The 12,918-nt window shown below is 67.8% G+C and carries 14 protein-coding genes and 2 pseudogenes; 6 read left to right on the forward strand and 10 right to left on the reverse strand.

Going from position 1 to position 12,918, the window contains the following annotated elements:
• The 3 genes and pseudogenes from Q0379_RS04415 to obgE all read right to left on the reverse strand — a co-directional run.
• Positions 1–265 (reverse strand): hypothetical protein (locus Q0379_RS04415; RefSeq protein WP_299004780.1); only part of this gene is annotated, 265 nt, incomplete at its 3' end.
• Positions 266–1,938: 1,673 nt separating this feature from the next.
• Positions 1,939–2,085: pseudogene (locus tag Q0379_RS04420) on the reverse strand (glutamate 5-kinase); the annotation flags it as partial.
• On the reverse strand, positions 2,082–3,146 hold the full coding sequence (gene obgE, locus Q0379_RS04425; protein WP_066681438.1) for a GTPase ObgE: 1,065 nt from the start codon (positions 3,144–3,146) through the stop codon (positions 2,082–2,084). The pseudogene Q0379_RS04420 and the gene obgE, both read right to left, overlap by 4 nt.
• Before the next feature lie 198 nt (positions 3,147–3,344).
• On the opposite strand from obgE, the gene Q0379_RS04430 reads away from it, so the two are divergent.
• Positions 3,345–4,304, forward strand: coding sequence for a hypothetical protein (locus tag Q0379_RS04430; RefSeq protein ID WP_299004788.1), 960 nt, complete (start codon positions 3,345–3,347; stop codon positions 4,302–4,304).
• A gap of 9 nt (positions 4,305–4,313) precedes the next feature.
• A pseudogene (locus tag Q0379_RS04435) lies at positions 4,314–4,446 on the forward strand (hypothetical protein); the annotation flags it as partial.
• 14 nt (positions 4,447–4,460) lie between these two features.
• Here the strand turns inward: Q0379_RS04435 and Q0379_RS04440 are convergent.
• From Q0379_RS04440 to rplU, 3 genes are all read right to left on the reverse strand, one after another.
• Positions 4,461–4,994: a GNAT family N-acetyltransferase gene (locus Q0379_RS04440; RefSeq protein ID WP_299004791.1), complete on the reverse strand. Its 534-nt coding sequence runs from the start codon at positions 4,992–4,994 to the stop codon at positions 4,461–4,463.
• 183 nt (positions 4,995–5,177) lie between these two features.
• Positions 5,178–5,447 carry a 50S ribosomal protein L27 gene (gene rpmA, locus Q0379_RS04445; protein ID WP_004615680.1) on the reverse strand — a complete coding sequence of 90 codons (270 nt, stop codon included), beginning with the start codon at positions 5,445–5,447 and terminating at the stop codon, positions 5,178–5,180.
• Between the two features lie 30 nt (positions 5,448–5,477).
• Positions 5,478–6,050, reverse strand: a complete 573-nt coding sequence (gene rplU, locus Q0379_RS04450) for a 50S ribosomal protein L21 (protein WP_299004795.1) — start codon at positions 6,048–6,050, stop codon at positions 5,478–5,480.
• Positions 6,051–6,253: 203 nt separating this feature from the next.
• Between rplU and Q0379_RS04455 the strand changes: the two genes are divergently transcribed.
• Both Q0379_RS04455 and Q0379_RS04460 read left to right on the forward strand, forming a co-directional pair.
• The gene (locus tag Q0379_RS04455) at positions 6,254–6,883 is read left to right on the forward strand and encodes a hypothetical protein (protein WP_299004798.1); all 630 of its coding nucleotides are present in this window, start codon (positions 6,254–6,256) and stop codon (positions 6,881–6,883) included.
• Positions 6,884–6,931: 48 nt separating this feature from the next.
• Positions 6,932–8,053: a GTP-binding protein gene (locus Q0379_RS04460; protein ID WP_299004801.1), complete on the forward strand. Its 1,122-nt coding sequence runs from the start codon at positions 6,932–6,934 to the stop codon at positions 8,051–8,053.
• A gap of 245 nt (positions 8,054–8,298) precedes the next feature.
• Here Q0379_RS04460 and Q0379_RS04465 read toward each other — a convergent pair whose 3' ends face one another.
• Positions 8,299–8,748 carry a biopolymer transporter ExbD gene (locus tag Q0379_RS04465; RefSeq protein WP_066681448.1) on the reverse strand — a complete coding sequence of 150 codons (450 nt, stop codon included), beginning with the start codon at positions 8,746–8,748 and terminating at the stop codon, positions 8,299–8,301.
• 238 nt (positions 8,749–8,986) lie between these two features.
• On the opposite strand from Q0379_RS04465, the gene Q0379_RS04470 reads away from it, so the two are divergent.
• Positions 8,987–10,018 carry a WD40 repeat domain-containing protein gene (locus tag Q0379_RS04470; RefSeq protein ID WP_299004806.1) on the forward strand — a complete coding sequence of 344 codons (1,032 nt, stop codon included), beginning with the start codon at positions 8,987–8,989 and terminating at the stop codon, positions 10,016–10,018.
• A gap of 9 nt (positions 10,019–10,027) precedes the next feature.
• On the opposite strand, the gene Q0379_RS04475 is transcribed toward Q0379_RS04470, so the two are convergent.
• Complete coding sequence (locus Q0379_RS04475; protein ID WP_299004808.1) at positions 10,028–10,690, reverse strand: nitroreductase; 663 nt, start codon at positions 10,688–10,690, stop codon at positions 10,028–10,030.
• Between the two features lie 126 nt (positions 10,691–10,816).
• Between Q0379_RS04475 and mtgA the strand changes: the two genes are divergently transcribed.
• Complete coding sequence (mtgA, locus tag Q0379_RS04480) at positions 10,817–11,494, forward strand: monofunctional biosynthetic peptidoglycan transglycosylase (protein ID WP_299004811.1); 678 nt, start codon at positions 10,817–10,819, stop codon at positions 11,492–11,494.
• On the opposite strand, the gene Q0379_RS04485 is transcribed toward mtgA, so the two are convergent.
• Entirely contained in the window at positions 11,491–12,123 is a 633-nt protein-coding gene (locus Q0379_RS04485; protein ID WP_299004814.1) for a glutathione S-transferase family protein, read from the reverse strand. The two genes, mtgA and Q0379_RS04485, sit on opposite strands and share 4 nt — an antisense overlap.
• Positions 12,120–12,866 (reverse strand): VOC family protein, encoded by a 747-nt coding sequence (locus Q0379_RS04490; RefSeq protein ID WP_299004817.1) that lies wholly within the window; start codon positions 12,864–12,866, stop codon positions 12,120–12,122. The genes Q0379_RS04485 and Q0379_RS04490 overlap by 4 nt, the downstream gene beginning before the upstream one ends.
• Between the last annotated feature and the right edge of the window lie 52 nt (positions 12,867–12,918).

Raw genomic sequence — 12,918 nt, forward strand, 5'->3', positions numbered from 1 at the left:
ACTTCTTCTGGAGCTCGATGGTGTTGCCCTGGGCCTCGACGTTCACGTGCACCCTGGACTGCGACGCGTTGTAGGCCTCGGCGATCGACTCGAGCGTGGTCTTGGTCAGGGTGTTGTAGGGGTGCCACACGGTGATCTCGGTCGGCCCGTCGGCCAGGTCCGTGGCGCACGTGGGGGTGTCGGTCCCGGGATCGGTCGAGCCTCGGCCCGTCGCGTCGTCGCTGCTCCCGCCGCAGGCGGCACCGAGCGACGCGAGGAGCACCACGGCACCGCAGCGCACCCACCGGTGCCCGCGACTGCGGCGTCGTGACGTTCGGGACATCGGCACTGCCTTCTCCACCACGCGATCCCTTCCGGGTCTCGAACCCCCCTGTGTCACAGTCTGCCGGGAACGACGTCGTTCGCGGTGCGTGCCGGCGATCACAGCGTCACGGCGCTGCCAGACTGTCGCCCGTGCCGACACAGAACGACCCCGGTCCCGCGCCCCTGCGCCCCGTGGCCACCCCCGTCATCGTGGGGGCGGCCCAGAGCATCGACCGCCCGGGCGACCACGACCTCCTCGACGCGCCCGGGCCCATCGAGCTCATGGTCGCGGCCGCCCGGGCGGCTGCCGACGACGCGGGGGCGCCCACCCTGCTCGACCGGGTCGGCTGGATCGGGGTCACCGGAGGCTTCTACCGCTATCGGAACCCGGCCGCGGTCGTGGCCGAGGAGCTCGGACTCAGCGGTGTCGGCACCGCCATCACCGAGATCACCGGAACCGCCCCCCAGGACATGGTCGGCCTCGCGTGCGAGCGGATCGCGGCCGGAGAGCTCGATGCGGCGCTGGTGCTGGGCGGCGAGGCCCGTTGGACCAACCAGCAGCTCAAGCGCCAGGGCCTGTCGCCGCGCTGGAACGAGTCGCCGGGCGAGGGAACGCCGGAGCTGATCGGAGGGTTCGCCCCCGAGGCGATCTCCGAGATGGCGCAGCTCGGATCGGCGACGGTGTTCTACGCCCTGTTCGAGGATGCGCTGCGCCTGAGCCACGGCCGCACGGTGGACGAACAACGCGACCACTGCGCCGAGCTGTGGGCGCGGGAGTCTCGGGTAGCGGAGGCGAACCCGTACGCATGGGACCGCACCCGCCACGAGGTCGCAGCCATCCGCGACGAGTCGGAGCAGAACCGGATGATCTGCTTCCCGTACCCCAAGGCGATGGTGGCCAACAACACGGTCAACATGGCGTCGGCGGTCCTGATCTGCTCGACCGAGCTGGCCCGCTCCGCGGGCGTGGCCGACGACCGGCGGGTGTTCCCGCACGTCGTCACCTCCTCCCACGAGACCTGGGAGGTGCGCCGACGCGCCGAGCTGACCGGGTGCCCGGCGCTCACCGCGGCGGGGGAGGCGGCGCTCGAGCACTCCGGGCTGGACGTGTCCGACATCGACCACGTCGACCTGTACGCCTGCTTCCCGTCGATCGTGCAGATGTCGTCGGCTGCTCTCGGGCTCGACGAGGGTCGTCCCCTGACCGTCACCGGCGGGCTGGGGTTCGCCGGTGCCGCGATCAGCAACTCTGTCGGTCACTCGATCGCGGCGATGGTTCCGCTGGTGCGGGCCGGGGGAGCGGGGCTCGTCCACGGCAACGGGGGCAGCGCCACCAAGCACAGCTTCGCGGTGTACTCGCCGGAGCCGCCGCGGGCGTTCGCCCGCATCGACTGCCAGGACCGGGTCGACCTGCACGAGCGGGAACCGCTGGACGAGGGCTTCGACGGTCCGGTGACGGTCGACGCCGCGTCGGTGCGCTTCGACCGCGAGGGCCCGACCGACGTGCTGGCCGCGGTGCCCGACCATCCGGCTGCGCTGGCGCTGCAGGGTATCGTGGCGGCCATGGCCGGTGACCCTGAGAAGGGCGTCGAACTGCTGCGCAAGGCGATCGGGCTGGCGCCGTTCGTGGGTCTCGGCGTCGCGCAGGGCGGCGGCGTCGGCGCAGAACGCCTCCAGCCAGGCGCGGTCGGCCGCGCCCGTCTTGTCATCGACCAGCAGGGCCGAGCCGACCTTGAAGACGATGCGACGGGCGTTCCGGTATGCCTCGGCCGCCTGGCTCACGGGGTCCAGCCCCCGGGGGTCTCGTCGACGTGGTCCTCGTCCTCCTCGATCTCTTCCTCGAGATCGCCGCGACGGATGCGGACCTGCTTGTAGGCCGCGCGCAGCAGCGCCTTCACGCCCTGGCCCGAGACGCCCGAGACAAGGTAAGGCTTCACGCCCGCGACGGCCTCCAACTCGGCGACCTTTTCTGCGAGGGTTTCCTCGTCGAGGGCGTCGATCTTGTTCAGCGCCAGGATCTCGGCCTTGTCGGCCAGCTCGTCGCCATAGGCTTCCAGTTCGCCGCGGATCGTCTCGTAGGCGCCGACGACGTCGTCCTGGGTGGCGTCGATCAGGTGGATCAGGGTGGCCGAGCGTTCGACGTGGCCGAGGAACCGCGTGCCGAGGCCCGCGCCCTCCGACGCGCCCTCGATCAGGCCGGGGATGTCGGCCAGCACGAAGCGTTCGCTGCTGGACAGGTCCACGACGCCGAGGTTCGGGGTCAGAGTGGTGAACGGGTAGTCGGCGATCTTCGGCTTTGCCGCGCTGGCGGCGGCCAGGAAGGTCGACTTGCCGGCGTTGGGCAGGCCGACCAGGCCGACATCGGCGATCAGTTTCAGCCGCAGCCAGATCCAGCGCTCCTCGCCTTCCTGACCGGGATTGGCGTACTTGGGCGCCTGGTTCACCGGGCCCTTGAAGTGCAGGTTGCCCCAGCCGCCGTTGCCGCCCTTGGCCAGCAGCACGCGCATGCCGGCATGATCCAGATCGGCGATCAGGGTCTCCTTGTCCTCCTCCAGCACCTCGGTGCCGACGGGGACCTTGAGGACGACATCCTCGCCGGCGGCGCCGTGGCGCGCGCGACCCATGCCGTGCACGCCCGTGCCGGCCTTGAAGTGCTGCTGGTAGCGATAGTCGATCAGGGTGTTGAGGCCCTCGACGGCCTCGATCCACACGTCGCCGCCGCGGCCGCCGTCACCGCCGTCGGGGCCGCCGTACTCGATGTACTTCTCGCGGCGGAACGACACCGACCCGCCGCCGCCGTTCCCGGAGCGGATGTAGATCTTGCATTGGTCCAAGAATTTCATGGGGTCCTTTTGTCCCAAGGCGTCCCGCGCGTCGAGCCAAAACCCCGTTTTCACCGTGACGCTTGGTCACGCTCGTTAACCTCAAGAAAGTCGTGACGGCCGTTCGTCTTCGTGACGAAATGTTAAAACACGTTATGCGACAAAGAGTCATGGCTAGCGAACCGCCGTGTTTCTCGCCGGCGGAACGGGAGGCTGACCTTGGCGACCGAAGTAGAAGTCGATGATGTGCTGGCGAAGGACCTGGTCGAGCTCTCGACGCAGGAAATCCATCGCAAGTACGGCGCCGAAGCATCCGTCCACCGCAACATCCTGATCGGCCGCGGGACCGGCGTCGCGCCGCAGTGGCGCGACTTCAAGGCCTTCCTCGGCGAAGTGGGGCGACGCCCCTCGACGGACCACACCCTCGTTCTGCTGAACCGCTACGAGCGGACCTATGGCCCGGGCCGCGCCCGTTGGATGACGGCCGAGGAGCAGGCCGCGCACGAGGAGGAATTCGACCGCCTGCGCGCCGAACAGCAGCGCGAGGAACAGCTGCTGCTGCACAAGGCCGCCGCGACCAAGCGCGCCAGCACGCCGGGCGCGCCGTCGTTCGGCCAGTGGACGCCGATGGCCGGCAAGCAGGTGGCCTATACCGACGTCGCCAAGAAGCTGGCCATTCCGGTCAACGCGCTGTCCAAGACCATGCCGGCCGGCACCAGCGCCGATGAACTGGTCAAGCGCTCGTCCACGGCCAATGACCTGATCAACGAGAACGCCTCCTGGCTGCCGCCCGATCCGACCAAGAAGGCCGGCTTCTTCGAGGCCTACCGCATCTGGCACCTGCAGGTGCAGCCGCAGTTCGCCAAGGCCGCGACCCCGACCTTCCTGTTCCTGTACATCGCGCTGCCCGTGATGAAGCAGTGCCGGGACGACCTGATCGATCTGGACCTGTGGAATCCGCTGGGCCAGCGCGCCCTGAACGCGCGCGACAGCCACGTGGCCTGGAAGAAGTACACCGAGTTCATGCCGCGGGCCCAGGTGGCGATGATGGAGATCCCCATCTACGCCACCTATTCGCTGCTGACCGACCTCGACGCCCTGTGCGAGCGGATCGTCACGGCCGAGAAGCGCTTCCGCGAAGGCCCGCAGAAGGTGATCCACACCCACCGCGCGGCTTAGGGGCGGCTCAGCGCCCCCTCCGTCTCGTCGCTTCGCGCCGATCCACCTCCCCCGCAAGCGGGGTAGGAGGGCGGCTGTTTCCTCCTCACCCGTGAAACGGGGGAGGTGGCGCGATGCGGATACGCATCGTGACGGAGGGGGCGTTCTGGATAGCCTTCACGCCAGCCACACCATCATCCGCGTGGGCGTCAGGGCGCCGCGCGCGACCGACGGCTTATGCTCGACGACGCCGGTGTACAGAAAGCCCGCCTTGACCAGCACCCGGCCCGAAGCGTCGTTATCGGCGAAGTGGCCGGCGGTGACGTAGCGCTTGTTCCAGACGCCGCGCGCCCAGTCCAAGGCGCCCTTGGTCGCCTCGGTGGCGTAGCCTCGGCCCCAGTAGGGGCGGCCGATCCAGTAGCCCATCTCGACCTGGCCCTCGAGCGTGGTGAACAGGCCGACCACGCCGATCAACCCCTCGTCCGCCAGCTCGATCGCGAAGGTGTTGTCGCGCGACCGGTCCTGGGCTCCGCAGCGCGCGACGAAGTCTTCCGCGTGGGCGCGGGTGTAGGGCGAGGGCATGCGCGTGGTCATGCGCGCCACGTCATGATCGACGCAGAAGGCCGCCACGCGCTCGACGTCGGCCTGGGCCGGAACGCGCAGCGTCAGCCGCTGGGTTTCGATGATGGGTCTTTCTTCGATGACGCACATCGGCGCCTCCCAAGGTTCCTCCGGTCCTCTTGAAGCGGGACCGTGACGCCGCCGTGGCGAGTTCTGTTGCGGCGACGAGACAAAACAAAAGCGGGGAGCCCGGCGTTCCGGACTCCCCGCTAGAGATCGTCTGTCCGGATCGTCTTCAACTGAAGCACGATCCGAAGAAACCTTGGTTCGTGCTTACTCGGCCGGCTGAGCGGCCGGGGTCACGGTCACGTAGGTGCGGTTGTGCTTCTTGGTCACGAAGCCCACCGCGCCCTGCACGAGCGCGAAGAGGGTGTGATCCTTGCCCATGCCCACGCCCGAACCCGGGTAGAACTTGGTGCCGCGCTGACGCACGAGGATGTTGCCGGCGAGAACCTTCTCGCCGCCGAACTTCTTCACGCCAAGACGCTTCGACTCTGAGTCGCGGCCGTTGCTGGACGAACCGCCAGATTTTTTGTGAGCCATTGTGCTCTCCTATCCTCTGGGGGCGTCGCCTTAGGCTTCGCCGTCTTCCTTCTTGGCGGCCTTTTTAGGGGCGGCCTTCTTCTTCGGCGCTTCAGCGACCGGGTCGGCGTGTTCGACGACGGCGGCTTCAACCTTCGGGCTGGCCTTCGACGCCTTCTTCACCACCGGAGCGGCTTCGACGGCGGCCGGAGCGGTGAACGGCACGGCGGCGTCGCCGAGGCCGCGAGCGCGGGCGTCCAGGATGACCTTCGGGGTCAGGTCGATCGAACCTTCCCACTTGGCTTCCTTGCCGGCGCCGGCGACGGACGTGACGCGCACGACCGATTCCAGCTGGCGGTGACCGCGGGTGCGGCGGTAGCCCTGACGGCGGATCTTCTTGAAGATCTTCACCTTCTCACCCTTGCGGGTTTCGATCAGGGTGCCGGAGACGACAGCGCCGTCCACGGTGGGGGCGCCGACCGTCACGGCCTCGCCTTCGCCAAGCATCAGGACTTCGCCAAAGGCCACGGCCGCGCCGGGTTCACCTTCGAGCTTTTCGACCACCAGCAGGTCGCCGGCTTGAACCCGGTACTGCTTGCCGCCGGTTTTGATCACCGCGTACATAGGTTTAGCGCCTTAAAAACGTGCGTTCGCAAAATAGGGAACGCCCGCTCGGAAACCCGGCGGGCGAAGAGGGCGCGACTTATACAGCCGCGAGCCCGAGAGTCAACGGCGTCGCCACGGGAATCCGGCCCTGAATCCGCTAAATGCGAGAAGTTCGCGATGACCCCTGGTGTGTTACTTTATAACACGCTATATCGCTCGCCGTGAACCCGACGCTTCTCGCCCCCATCGCCGCCACTGGTTTCGCCGTCGCCTTCCTGCACGCGGCGCTGCCGACCCACTGGCTGCCGTTCGTCTTGGTCGGGCGCGGCCAGCATTGGTCGGCGGGCAAGACGCTGAGCGTCACCGCCCTGGCCGGTCTGGGCCATGTGGCCTTCACCATCCTCCTGGGCATGGTCCTGGTCGGCGCGGGCTTGGCCGTGCAGCCGCACATGGGCGCGGTGTTCGGCTGGGTGGTCGGCGCGCTGATGGGGGCGCTGGGACTCTTCTATCTCTGGCGCGGCCGGCACGAGCACGGCGAGGGCGACATCACGACCCGCCGCTACGCCTCCGACCGCGCGGCCATCATCGCCTTGGTCGTGCTGTTGACCCTGTCGCCTTGCGAAGCTTTCCTGCCGATCTATCTGGCGGGGGTGAAGCACGGCTGGACCGGCTTCATGGCGCTAAGCGCTGTTCTGATGGCCGCGACCGCCACGGGCATGCTGCTGTTCACGACCCTCAGCCTGGCCGGCGTCAAGCGCCTGGGGCTGGAGCGGATCGCCCGCTACGAATCGACGATCCTGGGTCTGGCCCTGATCGCCATGGGCCTTGGGGTCGCGTTCCTCGAACTCTAGAGCGCGCCCGGCTTTTGTTTGCCGGGGCGAGCGCCTAAATAGCGCTCCATGACCCAAGCCTCCTCCGCTGCTCATTCTCTTGCTGGAAATGGCAAGATCCCCGTCACCGTGCTGACCGGCTATCTCGGCGCCGGCAAGACCACCCTGCTCAACCGCATCCTCACCGAGGAGCACGGCAAGCGCTACGCCGTGATCGTCAACGAGTTCGGCGAGGTCGGCATCGACAACGACCTAGTGGTCGGCGCGGACGAGGAAGTGTTCGAGATGAACAACGGCTGCGTCTGCTGCACGGTGCGCGGCGACCTGATCCGGGTTCTGCAAGGCCTGATGAAGCGCAAGGGCGGCTTTGACGCCATCATCGTCGAGACCACGGGCCTGGCCGATCCCGGCCCGGTGGCCCAGACCTTCTTCGTCGACGAGGACGTCAAGGCGCGCACGGCGCTGGACTCGGTCACCGCCGTGGTCGACGCCAAGCACATCATGCTGCGCCTGGGCGACAGCAAGGAGGCCGTCGAGCAGATCGCCTTCGCCGACCAGATCGTGCTGAACAAGACCGACCTCGTCTCCGAGGACGACCTGCGCCACGTCGAGGCCCGCATCCGCCGGATCAATCCGCTGGCCCCGATCCACCGCGCCCAGCGCTCGAACGTCCCGCTGGACGCGATCCTGGGCAAGCACAGCTTCGACCTGGACCGCATTACCGAGCTGGAGCCGGACTTCCTCAATCCCGCCCACGGCGAGCCGGGTCACGTGCACGACGAGCACTGCGGCCACGATCATCATCACCACCACGATCATGACCATGTGCATGACGAGCACTGCGGTCATGACCACCACCATCATCACCACGACGCCAAGAGCGACGTGCACGACGATGGCGTGAAGGGGATCTCCCTGACGCTGGACAAGCCGGTCGACGGCCAGAAGATCACCGCCTGGCTGAACGACCTCCTGGCCCGCCGCGGCCCGGACATCCTGCGCGCCAAGGGGATCATCGACGTGAAGGGCGAGAACAAGCGTCTCGTCTTCCAGGCCGTGCACATGATCCTGGAAGGCGACTTCCAGCGCGAGTGGACCGACAAGGACAAGCGCTACAGCCGCATGGTCTTCATCGGTCGCGACCTGGACGAGGCCGAGCTGCGCGCGGGCTTCGAAGCGACGGCGGCTTAGGGACGAGTCTCCCTCTCCCCTTGTGGGAGAGGGTGGCCCGTTAGGGCCGGGTGAGGGGTTGAAGACGAGATCCGCCGCGACAGGCCTGACCGCCGTCGCGGCGGCTTTCGTTTGCGCGACCCCTCATCCGTCGCCTTTGGCGACACCTTCTCCCGCAAGGGGAGAAGGGCCGCTCCGGACAAACAAAAGCCCCGGAGCTCGCGCTCCGGGGCTTTCGTGTTCTTGGCTGTCGCCGAGGACGATCCTTAGTGGATGTCTTCGTTGATCAGACCGACCTTGTACCAGCCCGAGGTCTGCAGCTGGTTCAGGACGCCCATGAAGTCGGCGTACATGACGTCGGCGTCGGCGCGGATCATGATGCGCTGGTCGTCCTTCGGGCCGGCTTGGCCGTTGGCGGCGAACTTGGCGTTCAGGTCAGCTTCCAGGCCGTCCAGGCTGGTCTGCTTGTCAGCGATGAAGACAGCGCCCGACTTCTGGATCGAGATGAAGACCGGCTCCTTCGGCTTCGGCGCGTTCGGCGGCGGCGGAACCGCCGGCGGCAGGTCGATCTTGATGGAGGTCACGGCCATCGGCACGGCGACCATGAAGATGATCAGCAGCACCAGAAGGATGTCCACGAAGGGCGTGACGTTGATTTCGGAATTTTGGCCCAGCGAATAACGGCCACCGCCGCCGCCAGCAAGTTTAGCCGCCATGCCTGACTGTCTCCCAGAAGGCCACGCGCCCCGCGCGCGCCTGAAATGTCATTACGTCGCCACGTCTGGCGCAGACGGGCGCGGAAGTAAAGCCCGACGACGCGGCGCAATAGCAAGCCCCTTTTTTCGACTTTTCGCCGAACGCCGTTCGAACGGGCGCCTGGGGCCAAACGCGCCCGGAAACGCATCGCCTTGAAAGAGTCTGGCCGGAAAGGCCTCGGCGCATTAAGTGCGACGCATGATCTTTTCCTTCGACGCCTTCGTCACCGACGTCCTTTTCGACCGTTCCGGCCGCGCCGCCTTCGCCCTGGGCGACGGCACCGTGCGCCTGCAGACCGAGGACGGCTTTGTCACCGTGGAAGCCCATGGGGGTCCGCTCGGCGGCGCCGTCCTGGCCGCCGCCGCCCATCCCAGCGGCGCCGGCATCGTCACCGGCGGCGACGATGGCCGCGTGGTCTGGACCCGAATCGAGAAGGGCGAGGTCGTCGCGACCCTGCTGGCCGAGGTGAAGAACAAGTGGATCGAGCACGTGGCGACCAGCGCCGCCTCGGGCCTGATCGCCTTCACCGCCGGCAAGGAGGTCCACGTCCGCGACGCCGCCGACCCGGCCTTCGCGCGGACCTTCGCGCACGAGAAGACGGTGTCGGGCCTGGCCTTCGAGCCCAAGGGCCGCCGCCTGGCGTCGGCCACCTATGGCGGCGCCTATCTCTGGTACGCGCGGATCGCCGACCAGAAGCCGCAACTGCTGAAGTGGGCCGGCAGCCACATCGCCGTGGCCTTCAGCCCCGACGGCAAGTTCCTGATCTCGTCGATGCAGGAGAACCAGCTGCACGGCTGGCGCCTGTCGGACGGCAAGGACATGCGGATGGGCGGTTATCCGGCCAAGATCAAAAGCCTGGCCTTCTTCGACAAAGGCAACCTCTTGGTCACGGCCGGCGCCAACGGCGCGGTCATCTGGCCGTTCGCCGGCGCCAGCGGCCCGATGGGCAAGGAAGCCGCCGAGATCGGCTTCTCCCGCGATTCGATGGTCGTCCGGGTGGCCGGCATCGACACCCATCCGGTCTGCCTGGCCGCCCAGGACAACGGCAAGATCTGGGCGGCTCACATGCGCAACGGCCGCATCGAGACCCTGAAGGCCGAAAAGGGCGCTCCGATCAGCGCCCTGGCCGTCAGCGCCGACGGCAAGCTCATGGCCTGGGGCGACGAGAGCGGCGAGGCCGGGGTCATGGAGATCCCCGACATCAGCGGCCCGCGCCAGTTCGCGGGTTAAGGCCTAGACTTAGAACCCCTTCAGCTCGCCCCACTCCTCGAACGGGGCGCGACGGGAGCGGAAGTTGTTCACCGGGGCGTCGGCGTCGCGATAGCCCAGGGCCATGCCGGAGAACAGCATGTGCCCTTCCGGCAGGCCGACGTGCTCGTCGACCAGCTTGTTGTAGTGCGACCAGAACTCCTGCGGACAGGTGTCGAGGCCGCGCTCGACCGCCAGCAGCATGAACGTCTGCATGAACATGCCGACGTCGCTCCACTGCGGCGGGCCGCAGCGGCGGTCGATCGAGAAGAACAGCTGCACCGGCGCGCCGAAGCCCTGACCGTTGGTCGAGAACCACTGTAGGCGAGCCATCTTGTCCTCGCGCGGGATGCCCAGCGCGCCATACATGTCCTCGCCGACCTGGAAGCGGCGGCTGCGCAGCGGCTCCCACAGGTTGGCGGGATAGACGTCGTATTCGGTCGGGTCGGGCGAGGCGACGCGGGTCAGCATGGCGTCGGTCAGGGCCTTCAGCGGCGCGCCCGATACGGCCTGGACCCGCCAGGGCTGGAGATTGCCGCCCGAAGGGGCGCGGGCGGCCAGCTCCAGCAGCTCGCGCACCAGGGCGGCGTCGACGGGGTCCGGCTTGAAGGCGCGCACCGACATACGGCGGTTGACGGCGTCGATCACGTCCATCGAAGGCTCCCTTAATCTTCTCGCCGCTAAGCCCGAGCCAGCGACTTTTCCTCTGGCTAGCATCCCGCCGCAGCGTAAAGACAAGTCTGTTCGAGATTCTCTTCCTGATAGCCTTGGGGGCGTTCCTTGCGGCGGCTGTTGCGCAACATCGCTTTGGCTCTGTTCATTATCCTGGTCGCGGGACCGATCGTGACCGTGCTGATCTATCGGTTCGTGCCGCCGCCGATCACGCCTCTGATGGTGATCCGCGCGGTCGAGGGGAAGGGGCTGGACCATCGCTGGCGGCCGATCGACGAGGTCGCCCCGGCCCTGCCGCGCGCCCTGATCGCCGCCGAAGACGCCCGGTTCTGCGAGCACCACGGCTTCGACTTCAACGCCCTGCAGAAGGCCTACGCCAACAACGAGGCGGGCAAGAAGATTCGCGGCGGCTCGACCATCAGCCAGCAGACGGCCAAGAACGTGTTCCTGTGGCCGGGCCGCTCCTATGTCCGCAAGGGGCTGGAGGCCTGGTTCACCGTGCTGATCGAGGTCGGCTGGGGCAAGAAGCGGATCATGGAGGTCTATCTGAACTCCATCGAGTTCGGCCCGGGCATCTATGGCGCGGAGTCGGCCTCGCGCCGCTATTTCGGCGTTGGCGCTGACAAGCTGACCCAGGCCCAGGCCTCGCGCCTGGCGGCGATCCTGCCCAGCCCGCTGAAGTGGCGGGTGATCAAGCCGGGCAAGTACGTCGCCAAGCGCACGCAGAAGATCGGCAAGGCCTCGAAGACGGTGCGCCGCGACGGCTTGGCGGATTGCGTGAGCTAGCTGCTCCACCAACCGCGCGTGCCGGGGCAGGCCGCCAGCGCGCGCTGATAGCCGTCCCGCTGGCGCAGCCGCTTAACGTAAGCCATCTCCGCCTCGCCGAGCGCGAAGTCGATGTTCTTGCGCGCCATCTCCAGGGCGTAGCCGACCGAGACGTCCGCCGCCGTAAAGGTGTCGCCGGCCATGTAGGGCGCCTCCCCCAGCCGCCGCGTCACCAAGCCGAGGCGGCTGGTGAATACGTGCATGGCCTGGCGGACGGTCCAGTTGTCGCGGTCGGTCTCGGGGGCGAAGTGCTTGGCGCCGGTGAGGAAGAAGACCGAAGCCGCCAGCCCCGCCTCGCCCAGATGCAGGAACTGCTGGTAGGCGGGGAAGGCGGCGTCTTGCGCGTCCGGCGCCAGGGGCGAGGGGCCGTAGCGGCCCAGCAGGTACTCCATGATCGCGATCGACTCGACCATGGTGACCCCGCCGTCCCGGATCGCCGGGATGAAGCCGGCGGGATTGATCGCCAGGAACTCCGGATCGTTCTCCACCCCGGCCAGCAGATCGACGTCCCGGAGCCGATAGGGCAGTCCCATCTCCTCCAGCAGCCAGACCACGCGGAAGCCTCGGCCCTCGCCGTAGACGGTGATCATCCGCGCATGCCCAGGACGGCGAACAGCCCGCCCTGCGGGTCCATGGCGTTGACCACGAAGGCGCCGCCGGGAACCTCGACAGGGCCCATCAGCACCTGGCCGCCATGGGTCTTGATGCGCTCGACAGCGGAGTCGACGCCCTCCACGCCAAAATAATAGAGCCAGTACGGCATCGGCGCCGGCGCGTGATTGCTGAACATGCCGCCGATCGCCGCCGCGCTGGGGCCAAAGGTCTGGTAGACGCCCATCTCGCCCATCGGCACGGCGTCGTGCTTTACCCAGCCGAACAAGGGCGCATAGAAGTCGAAGGCCTTTTCCCAGTCGGCCGCGTGCAGTTCGGCCCAGCCCAGCGAACCCGGCGACATCGGCGCGGGACGGGGCGGCGGCGCATCGAGCGGGCCCCGGAACAGGATGAACATCGCGCCTTGCGGATCGGCGACGACGGCGAAGCGGCCGACGCCGGGAATGTCCTGCGGCGCCTTGTGGACCGCGCCGCCGGCGGCCTCGACCTTTCCGGCGAAGGCGTCGACGTCATCGACGCCGACATAGCCCAGCCAGCCCGCCGGGACGTCCTTCATCTCCAGCATGCCGCCGACATGGAAACCTCCGGCCTTGAAGATCGTGTAGGGGCCGGCGGGACCGGAGGAGGCCTCGGTCGTCCAGCCGACAACGGCCGTGTAGAACGCTCCCGCCGCCTTCGTGTCGGGCGTGACCAGTTCGAACCAGACGAAGTCACTAGCCATGGGAGTCTTTCTTCGAGAAGGGGAGGGTGTCAGGAGGCCAGCCGGAGGCATG

It is taken from the genome of uncultured Caulobacter sp., assembly GCF_937900395.1.
In the GTDB taxonomy this organism is placed as follows: Bacteria; Pseudomonadota; Alphaproteobacteria; order Caulobacterales; family Caulobacteraceae; genus Caulobacter.

What these genes read in the sequence shown, in the direction of transcription:
- obgE (WP_066681438.1), bottom strand. Translation starts at nt 3,146, where the DNA reads ATGAAATTCTTGGACCAATGCAAGATCTACATCCGCTCCGGGAACGGC.
- Q0379_RS04440 (WP_299004791.1), bottom strand. Translation starts at nt 4,994, where the DNA reads ATGTGCGTCATCGAAGAAAGACCCATCATCGAAACCCAGCGGCTGACG.
- rpmA (WP_004615680.1), bottom strand. Translation starts at nt 5,447, where the DNA reads ATGGCTCACAAAAAATCTGGCGGTTCGTCCAGCAACGGCCGCGACTCA.
- rplU (WP_299004795.1), bottom strand. Translation starts at nt 6,050, where the DNA reads ATGTACGCGGTGATCAAAACCGGCGGCAAGCAGTACCGGGTTCAAGCC.
- Q0379_RS04460 (WP_299004801.1), top strand. Translation starts at nt 6,932, where the DNA reads ATGACCCAAGCCTCCTCCGCTGCTCATTCTCTTGCTGGAAATGGCAAG.
- Q0379_RS04465 (WP_066681448.1), bottom strand. Translation starts at nt 8,748, where the DNA reads ATGGCGGCTAAACTTGCTGGCGGCGGCGGTGGCCGTTATTCGCTGGGC.
- Q0379_RS04470 (WP_299004806.1), top strand. Translation starts at nt 8,987, where the DNA reads ATGATCTTTTCCTTCGACGCCTTCGTCACCGACGTCCTTTTCGACCGT.
- Q0379_RS04475 (WP_299004808.1), bottom strand. Translation starts at nt 10,690, where the DNA reads ATGGACGTGATCGACGCCGTCAACCGCCGTATGTCGGTGCGCGCCTTC.
- Q0379_RS04485 (WP_299004814.1), bottom strand. Translation starts at nt 12,123, where the DNA reads ATGATCACCGTCTACGGCGAGGGCCGAGGCTTCCGCGTGGTCTGGCTG.
- Q0379_RS04490 (WP_299004817.1), bottom strand. Translation starts at nt 12,866, where the DNA reads ATGGCTAGTGACTTCGTCTGGTTCGAACTGGTCACGCCCGACACGAAG.